A 6,801-nucleotide genomic window follows, 5' to 3' on the forward strand; every position below is an offset into this window, starting at 1 on the left:
CTATGGACTTTGAAAACCTTCATCAGATACTCCGCTCGCTTTACGAGGAGATGATGCCCCTGTGCGAGGACATGGCCGGTGTCGCGAAAGGGATTGCCGGTCTGGGTGCGCTGTTCTATGTCGCCTACCGTGTGTGGCAGTCACTTGCCAGGGCGGAACCGATAGAGGTGTTCCCCATGCTGCGCCCCTTTGCGATAGGATTCTGCATCATGCTTTTCCCGTCGCTTGTTCTGGGAACGCTCAACGGGGTCATGTCGCCCATCGTTCAGGGAACGGCAAAGATACTGGAGGCGGAAACGCTGGACATGAACGAATACCGCAAGCAGAAAGACGAGCTTGAACATGAGGCGATGATGCGCAATCCGGAAACCGCCTATCTTGTCAGCAACGAGGAATTTGACAGGCAGCTGGACGAACTGGGCTGGTCGCCGGAGGACGTGGTGACCATGACGGGAATGTATATCGAACGTGGCATGTACAACATGAAAAAGTCCGTGCGTGACTTCTTCCGCGAGATACTCGAACTAATGTTCCAGGCTGCCGGTCTTGTCATAGACACCATACGCACGTTCTTTCTCGTGGTGCTGGCGATACTCGGTCCGATAGCCTTCGCCATATCGGTATGGGACGGTTTCCAGAGCACGCTGACGCAGTGGATCTGCCGCTATATACAGGTTTACCTGTGGCTTCCCGTATCGGACATGTTCAGTACGGTGCTGGCAAAGATACAGGTACTGATGCTGCAAAGCGACATCGAACGTATGCAGGCGGACCCGAACTTCTCTCTTGATTCGAGCGACGGCGTGTATATCGTATTCATGATAATCGGGATTATCGGATACTTTACCATTCCGACCGTATCGGGCTGGATCATTCAGGCCGGAGGCATGGGCAACTACGGACGCAACGTCAATCAGGTAGCCGGAAAATCCGCCGGATTCACAGGCAGTGTTGCCGGTGCCACCGCCGGAAACGTGACGGGACGTGTGGGCAAGCTGCTGAAATAAACCAACAGAACAACTAAAAACAGATAAAGTAATATGGAATTCAAGTCATTGAAGAATATTGAAACATCATTCAGGCAGATACGCCTGTTCGGTATCGTCTTCCTGTCACTGTGTACCGTGATAACGGTGTGGAGCGTATGGAGTTCCTACCGCTTTGCGGAGAAGCAGAGGGAAAAGATTTATGTGCTGGACAACGGCAAGAGCCTGATGCTGGCTCTCTCGCAGGACCTTTCACAGAACCGTCCTGCGGAAGCCCGCGAGCATGTACGTCGCTTTCACGAACTGTTCTTTACCCTGTCACCGGAGAAGAGCGCCATCGAGCACAATGTGAGACGTGCCCTGCTACTGGCAGACCGCAGCGTGTATAACTATTACTCGGACTTTGCGGAAAAGGGCTACTACAACCGCATCATTGCCGGCAATATCACGCAGGTGCTGAGAGTGGACAGCGTGGTGTGCGATTTCGAGCATTATCCCTACCGTGCGACCACCTATGCCACCCAGCAGATAATCCGTCAGAGCAACGTCACAGAGCGCAGCCTCGTGACGACCTGCCGCCTGCTGAACGCCTCGCGGTCTGACGACAATCCCAACGGATTCACGATAGAGGGGTTCACCATCATAGAGAACAAGGACCTGCAAACCGTCAAAAGATAATGGAATGAAAGAAAAAGCAATGAAACCGCTGCGGATGGCATATGAGAAAATCCGCGGTACAAGAGAGCGGATAGTTTCCGGACTGAAGGACTATCTGGACGGACTTCCGCAAAAGACAAGGAAAAGAATCATACTGGCTATGCTGGCCGTATTTGCCACGCTTGCCCTTTACACGTTCGGAAAGTCGCTGTACGATATAGGACGTGATGACGGACGGAAACTGAATATCGGACACGCCGGACAGCTCCCCGTAAAGGGAGAATGCGGCGGCAAGATTCATCACAATTTTATAAAACAGTATAAGGATGGAAAATAAGGAAACAAGAAAAGAGAACGGGGACAGCCCCGAAAAGAAGAACAGGGAACGTACACCACTGACGGAGGCGCAAAGGCTGAAACGTCAGAAGATGATAGTCCTGCCTGCAATGGTTCTGGTCTTCATCGGTGCCATGTGGCTGATATTCGCTCCCTCTTCCGACAAGGAGGAACAGCCGGGTGCGACGGGCTACAACACGGAGATACCGGATGCGGACAAGGACAACAGGAAGATTATCGGTGACAAGGTCAAAGCCTACGAGCAGGGAGAAATGGAGGAACGCAGGGCAAGCCGCAACCATGCCATGCAGGAACTCGGCAGCATGTTCGACCGGGAAGTTTCCGTGACCGGGGACAATCCGGACTTCGACCTTGCCAGTCCCGGTGGCGGAAGTGATACGGATACGGCATCATCGCCGGCTTCGCAGACAATCAGGTCATCGGCCACCGCCTACCGTGACCTGAACGCCACGCTCGGCAACTTCTATGAGCAGCCTTCGGGAAACAGTGCTGAAATGGAGGAGCTGATGGAGCGCATATCCTCGCTGGAAACGGAACTTGAAAGGGAGAAGGAAAAAGGTTCCTCGATGGACGAGCAGGTGGTGCTTATGGAAAAGTCGTATGAACTGGCATCCAAATACATGGGCGGTCAGAACGGACAACAGACAGCACAGGCATCGCCGGCACGGAAGGCGGAAGAGCATACGGCAATGCCGGTCAAGCAGGTTACCAGACAGGTGGTTTCCTCCCTTGCACAGCCTATGAGCAATGCGGAATTTGCCGCCATGTATGCACAGGAGCGCAACATGGGTTTCCATACGGCAGTGGGAAGCCGTACGGTATCGGACAAGAACACCATATCGGCATGTGTCTATGGGGCACAGAGCGTGACGGACGGGCAGGCTGTCCGGCTGCGGCTTCTGGAGCCGATGGCGGTTGCGGAGAAAATCATCCCACGCAATGCCGTACTTGTCGGAGCGGCAAGGATTCAGGGTGAACGTCTCGGCATAGCAGTCACTTCGCTGGAACATGAGGGGACGATCATTCCGGTTGAGCTTTCCGTTTACGACACGGACGGACAGGAAGGAATCTTCATCCCGAACTCGATGGAAATGAACGCAGTCCGTGAGGTAGCCGCCAATATGGGCGGATCGCTCGGCAGCAGCATCAACATCTCCACCGATGCGAAGGCACAGCTCGCCTCCGATCTGGGCAAGGGGCTGATACAGGGCACAAGCCAGTATATAGCCAAGAAGATGCGTACCGTCAAGGTACATCTGAAAGCCGGATACAAGGTCATGCTGTATCAGGACAGAAATTAACAACAAAAAATTATCAATTTATTATTACCACTAAATCCAAAGTAAAATGAAAAAAGTAATTATGATGTTCGCCCTGTTTATGGGCATCGTATCTGCCCAAGCGCAGGAAAACAAGACCGCCGAAGAAAACGGAAGTGACAGACCGGCTCAGGAAGTGAAGCAGGAAGAGGTTCAGAAACTCTCTCTGAGCAAAGAAATCTATCCGCAGAAAGAGGCGGACGGCGACCTGTATCACGGTCTGACCCGCAAGCTGACCTTTGACCGCATGATACCGCCGCACGGACTGGAAGTGACCTACAACAAAACCGTGCATATAATCTTTCCGTCAGAGGTGCGCTACGTGGACCTGGGCTCACCGAACCTTATTGCCGGAAAAGCGGACGGGGCTGAGAATGTGATAAGAGTGAAAGCTACGGTAAGAAATTTCCAGAACGAGACGAACATGAGCGTCATCACGGAGGACGGCGGCTTTTACACCTTCAACGTCAAATATGCGGAAGAGCCGCTGCTCCTCAATGTGGAGATGTGCGACTTCATCCACGACGGTGAAGCGGTGAACCGTCCGAACAACGCGATGGAGATTTACCTGAAGGAACTGGGGAATGAAAGTCCGATGCTGGTGCGTCTTATCATGAAGTCCATCCACAGACAGAACAAGCGTGAGGTGAAGCATATCGGCTGCAAGCGTTTCGGTATCCAGTATATCCTCAAAGGCATCTATACGCATAACGGACTTCTGTATTTCCATACGGAAATCAAGAACCAGAGCAACGTCCCGTTTGACGTGGACTATATCACATGGAAAATCGTGGACAAGAAGGTGGCAAAGCGTACAGCCGTGCAGGAACAGGTCATTCTTCCGCTCCGTGCGCAGAACTATGTGACCTGCGTGCCGGGAAAGAAAAAGGAACGTACCGTGTTCACGATGTCCAAGTTCACCATTCCGGACGACAAATGCCTCGTGGTGGAACTGCATGAGAAGAACGGAGGACGTCACCAGTCCTTTACCGTAGAGAACGAGGATCTGGTACGAGCCACAACGATTAACGAACTTCAGGTACGATGAACATGAGAAAGTACATGATAGCACTGGCAGCGTCGCTTGCCCTGTTCACGGGGCGGGCGAACGCCCAGCGATGCCTGCCGGGAATGCAGGGCATCGAGGTGAAGGCGGCAATGACGGACGGTTTCAGGATGGGCGGCAATGACGGAGGGCACAGTTTCGGGGCGCTTCTTTCGACCTATACGAAAAACGGCAACAAATGGTCGCTGGGCGGTGAATACCTGTTGAAAAACAGTCCGTACAATGATGTGAAGATACCGGTGGCACAGTTTACCGCCGAAGGCGGCTACCACTTCAAGGTGCTTTCCGATGCCCGCAAAATCGTGTTTCTCTATGCCGGCGTTTCCGCTCTTGCCGGATATGAAACGGTGAACTGGGGCGACAAGGTGCTGTATGACGGGGCGAGGCTCCACGACAGTGACGCTTTTGTCTATGGCGGTGCGGTGACGCTCGACATGGAGGTGTATGTGGCTGACCGTCTGGCTCTGCTTGCCAGCCTGCGCGAGCGTTGTCTTTGGGGAGGTGACACGAGAAAGCTCCACACGCAGTTTGGAATAGGTATCAAGTTCATCATAAATTAGGACGGGTATGGATATAGCTGAAATGAGGCAGATACCGATTGCGGACTTTCTCCGAAGGCTGGGACATGAACCGACAAGAAGAAGCGGAAACGAATTGTGGTATTCGGCACCTTACAGGAGCGAAAGGACACCGTCCTTCCGTGTGAATGTGGAAAAGAATGTCTGGTACGATTTCGGGCTGGGCATAGGCGGTGACATCTTCAATCTTGCCGGAGAGTTTATCCACAGCCGTGATTTTCTCGCACAGGTAAGGTTCATATCGGAAAGTGCCGGTGTGCCTATGGTGCAGCCGGATGCTTCCACCTTCAGGAAAAAGACTCCCGAACCGTCCTTTGAGGACGTGGAGGTCTTGCCCCTGCGGTATCAGGCTTTGAAGAAATATCTGGTGGAACGTGGCATATCTCCCGATACAGCGTCCTTTTACTGCTGCCAGTTGAACTACTACGTCCACAAGAAGAAATATTTCGCCGTCGGCTTCTCCAATGTGTCCGGCGGTTATGAACTCCGGAACCGGCTTTTCAAAGGGTGCATACCGCCCAAAGACGTATCCCTGATAAAGCGGAAGGACGGGCAGGCTGAAAGTTGCAGCCTTTATGAGGGCTTCATGGACTTCCTGTCCGCCGTGACGCTCGGCATGGCGGAGGACGGCGACAGCCTTGTCCTGAACTCGGTCGCCAATGTGGACAGGAGTTTCCGTTATCTGGACGGTTACGAAAGGATACGGTGCTACCTCGACAACGATGAAGCCGGACACCGGGCGGTGGAAAAACTGCGGATGCGGTACGGTGAGAAAGTGTCGGACTGCCGTGGGTTATACAAAGGCTGCAAGGACCTGAACGAGTATTTGCAGCAACGGATAAACAAACAGAATAACAACAAACTTAAAATCAGATAAGATGATGAAGATTATGAATAATAACAGCAACAGAGGCAAATCAATTTTCAAGGCAGTGGCAGTCTGCATGGCTGTCCTGGCTGCGGGACTTTTTGCGTCCTGCGATGACGATATGGACATACAGCAGAGCTACCCGTTTACGGTGGAAACCATGCCTGTCCCTCACGATGTGGCAAAGGGGCAGACCGTGGAAATCCGCTGTGAGATGAAGAAGGAGGGCAATTTTGCCAATACACTCTATACGATACGTTACTTCCAGTATGAAGGTAAAGGGACACTGAAGATGGACAACGGTACGGTATTCCTGCCGAACGACCGTTACCTGCTGGAGAACGAGAAGTTCCGTCTGTACTACACCTCGCAATGCGATGAAACACAGAATTTCATCGTGGTCGTGGAGGATAACTTCGGCAACTCCCATGAAATGGAGTTTGATTTCAACAACTCCAACACTTCAGAAACGGAAAGCGACAGTGTGCCAGCCGTCAGTCCGTCCACTTCCAAACAAATCCGTGAATGAGGTACAGGATGTTGTTACTGCTCTGTTTCCTTTCGTTGGGCTGCACTTTGTCGGCACAGGAACCTGAAAGGGAAACAGCCAAGGAAGCAAGGATTTTCAGGTTGCCGGAATTTGAGAGGGCATTTTTGTGTGTGCGCTATTTTGAGGGTTGGCACTCGGAAAAGAACCATCCTTATGTCGGCTGGGGGCATTGCCTCCAGCCGGGCGAGAAATACTCGGCACGCACCATGACAAGACAGCAGGCTGACGAGCTGCTGCGGAAAGACCTTCGGAAGTTTTGCGCCATGTTCCGGCATCTGGGAAAGGATTCGCTACTCCTGGGTACATTAGCTTATAATGTGGGACCGTTCCGGCTCTTGGGCAGCGGAAAGATACCCAAAAGCAAGCTGATCCGAAAGCTGGAAGCCGGTGACAGGGACATCTATAAGGAGTATATATCCT

Annotated in this window: 9 protein-coding genes; all 9 read left to right on the forward strand. The window is 52.5% G+C overall.

Going from position 1 to position 6,801, the window contains the following annotated elements; all coding sequences use genetic code 11:
- The first annotated feature begins 2 nt into the window (after positions 1 to 2).
- A complete protein-coding gene (traJ, locus tag I6E24_RS02620) occupies positions 3 to 1,007 on the forward strand; it encodes a conjugative transposon protein TraJ (RefSeq protein ID WP_204482186.1) in 1,005 nt (334 codons plus the stop codon).
- Positions 1,008 to 1,040: 33 nt separating this feature from the next.
- The gene (gene traK / locus I6E24_RS02625; protein ID WP_235325995.1) at positions 1,041 to 1,664 is read left to right on the forward strand and encodes a conjugative transposon protein TraK; all 624 of its coding nucleotides are present in this window, start codon (positions 1,041 to 1,043) and stop codon (positions 1,662 to 1,664) included.
- Between the two features lie 4 nt (positions 1,665 to 1,668).
- Positions 1,669 to 1,980 (forward strand): TraL conjugative transposon family protein, encoded by a 312-nt coding sequence (locus tag I6E24_RS02630; RefSeq protein WP_436835374.1) that lies wholly within the window; start codon positions 1,669 to 1,671, stop codon positions 1,978 to 1,980.
- Positions 1,970 to 3,301, forward strand: a complete 1,332-nt coding sequence (gene traM, locus I6E24_RS02635; RefSeq protein ID WP_235325997.1) for a conjugative transposon protein TraM — start codon at positions 1,970 to 1,972, stop codon at positions 3,299 to 3,301. Before I6E24_RS02630 ends, traM begins: the two co-directional genes overlap by 11 nt.
- Before the next feature lie 46 nt (positions 3,302 to 3,347).
- The gene (gene traN / locus I6E24_RS02640) at positions 3,348 to 4,367 is read left to right on the forward strand and encodes a conjugative transposon protein TraN (RefSeq protein WP_235302268.1); all 1,020 of its coding nucleotides are present in this window, start codon (positions 3,348 to 3,350) and stop codon (positions 4,365 to 4,367) included.
- Positions 4,368 to 4,369: 2 nt separating this feature from the next.
- Positions 4,370 to 4,945, forward strand: a complete 576-nt coding sequence (locus I6E24_RS02645; protein WP_204482233.1) for a conjugal transfer protein TraO — start codon at positions 4,370 to 4,372, stop codon at positions 4,943 to 4,945.
- Positions 4,946 to 4,952: 7 nt separating this feature from the next.
- On the forward strand, positions 4,953 to 5,840 hold the full coding sequence (locus I6E24_RS02650) for a toprim domain-containing protein (RefSeq protein ID WP_235325999.1): 888 nt from the start codon (positions 4,953 to 4,955) through the stop codon (positions 5,838 to 5,840).
- A gap of 4 nt (positions 5,841 to 5,844) precedes the next feature.
- Positions 5,845 to 6,360, forward strand: coding sequence for a DUF3872 domain-containing protein (locus I6E24_RS02655; protein ID WP_204482231.1), 516 nt, complete (start codon positions 5,845 to 5,847; stop codon positions 6,358 to 6,360).
- A partial coding sequence (locus tag I6E24_RS02660; RefSeq protein WP_235326001.1) for a glycoside hydrolase family protein occupies positions 6,357 to 6,801 on the forward strand: 445 nt, incomplete at its 3' end. The genes I6E24_RS02655 and I6E24_RS02660, both read left to right, overlap by 4 nt.

The sequence above is a fragment of the Bacteroides caecigallinarum genome (assembly GCF_021530995.1).
GTDB classification, from domain to species: domain Bacteria; phylum Bacteroidota; class Bacteroidia; order Bacteroidales; family Bacteroidaceae; genus Phocaeicola; species Phocaeicola faecigallinarum.

Coding starts and splice junctions, on each gene's coding strand:
- traJ (WP_204482186.1), top strand. CDS start 3: ATGGACTTTGAAAACCTTCATCAGATACTCCGCTCGCTTTACGAGGAG.
- traK (WP_235325995.1), top strand. CDS start 1,041: ATGGAATTCAAGTCATTGAAGAATATTGAAACATCATTCAGGCAGATA.
- I6E24_RS02630 (WP_436835374.1), top strand. CDS start 1,669: ATGAAAGAAAAAGCAATGAAACCGCTGCGGATGGCATATGAGAAAATC.
- traM (WP_235325997.1), top strand. CDS start 1,970: ATGGAAAATAAGGAAACAAGAAAAGAGAACGGGGACAGCCCCGAAAAG.
- traN (WP_235302268.1), top strand. CDS start 3,348: ATGAAAAAAGTAATTATGATGTTCGCCCTGTTTATGGGCATCGTATCT.
- I6E24_RS02645 (WP_204482233.1), top strand. CDS start 4,370: ATGAGAAAGTACATGATAGCACTGGCAGCGTCGCTTGCCCTGTTCACG.
- I6E24_RS02650 (WP_235325999.1), top strand. CDS start 4,953: ATGGATATAGCTGAAATGAGGCAGATACCGATTGCGGACTTTCTCCGA.
- I6E24_RS02655 (WP_204482231.1), top strand. CDS start 5,845: ATGAAGATTATGAATAATAACAGCAACAGAGGCAAATCAATTTTCAAG.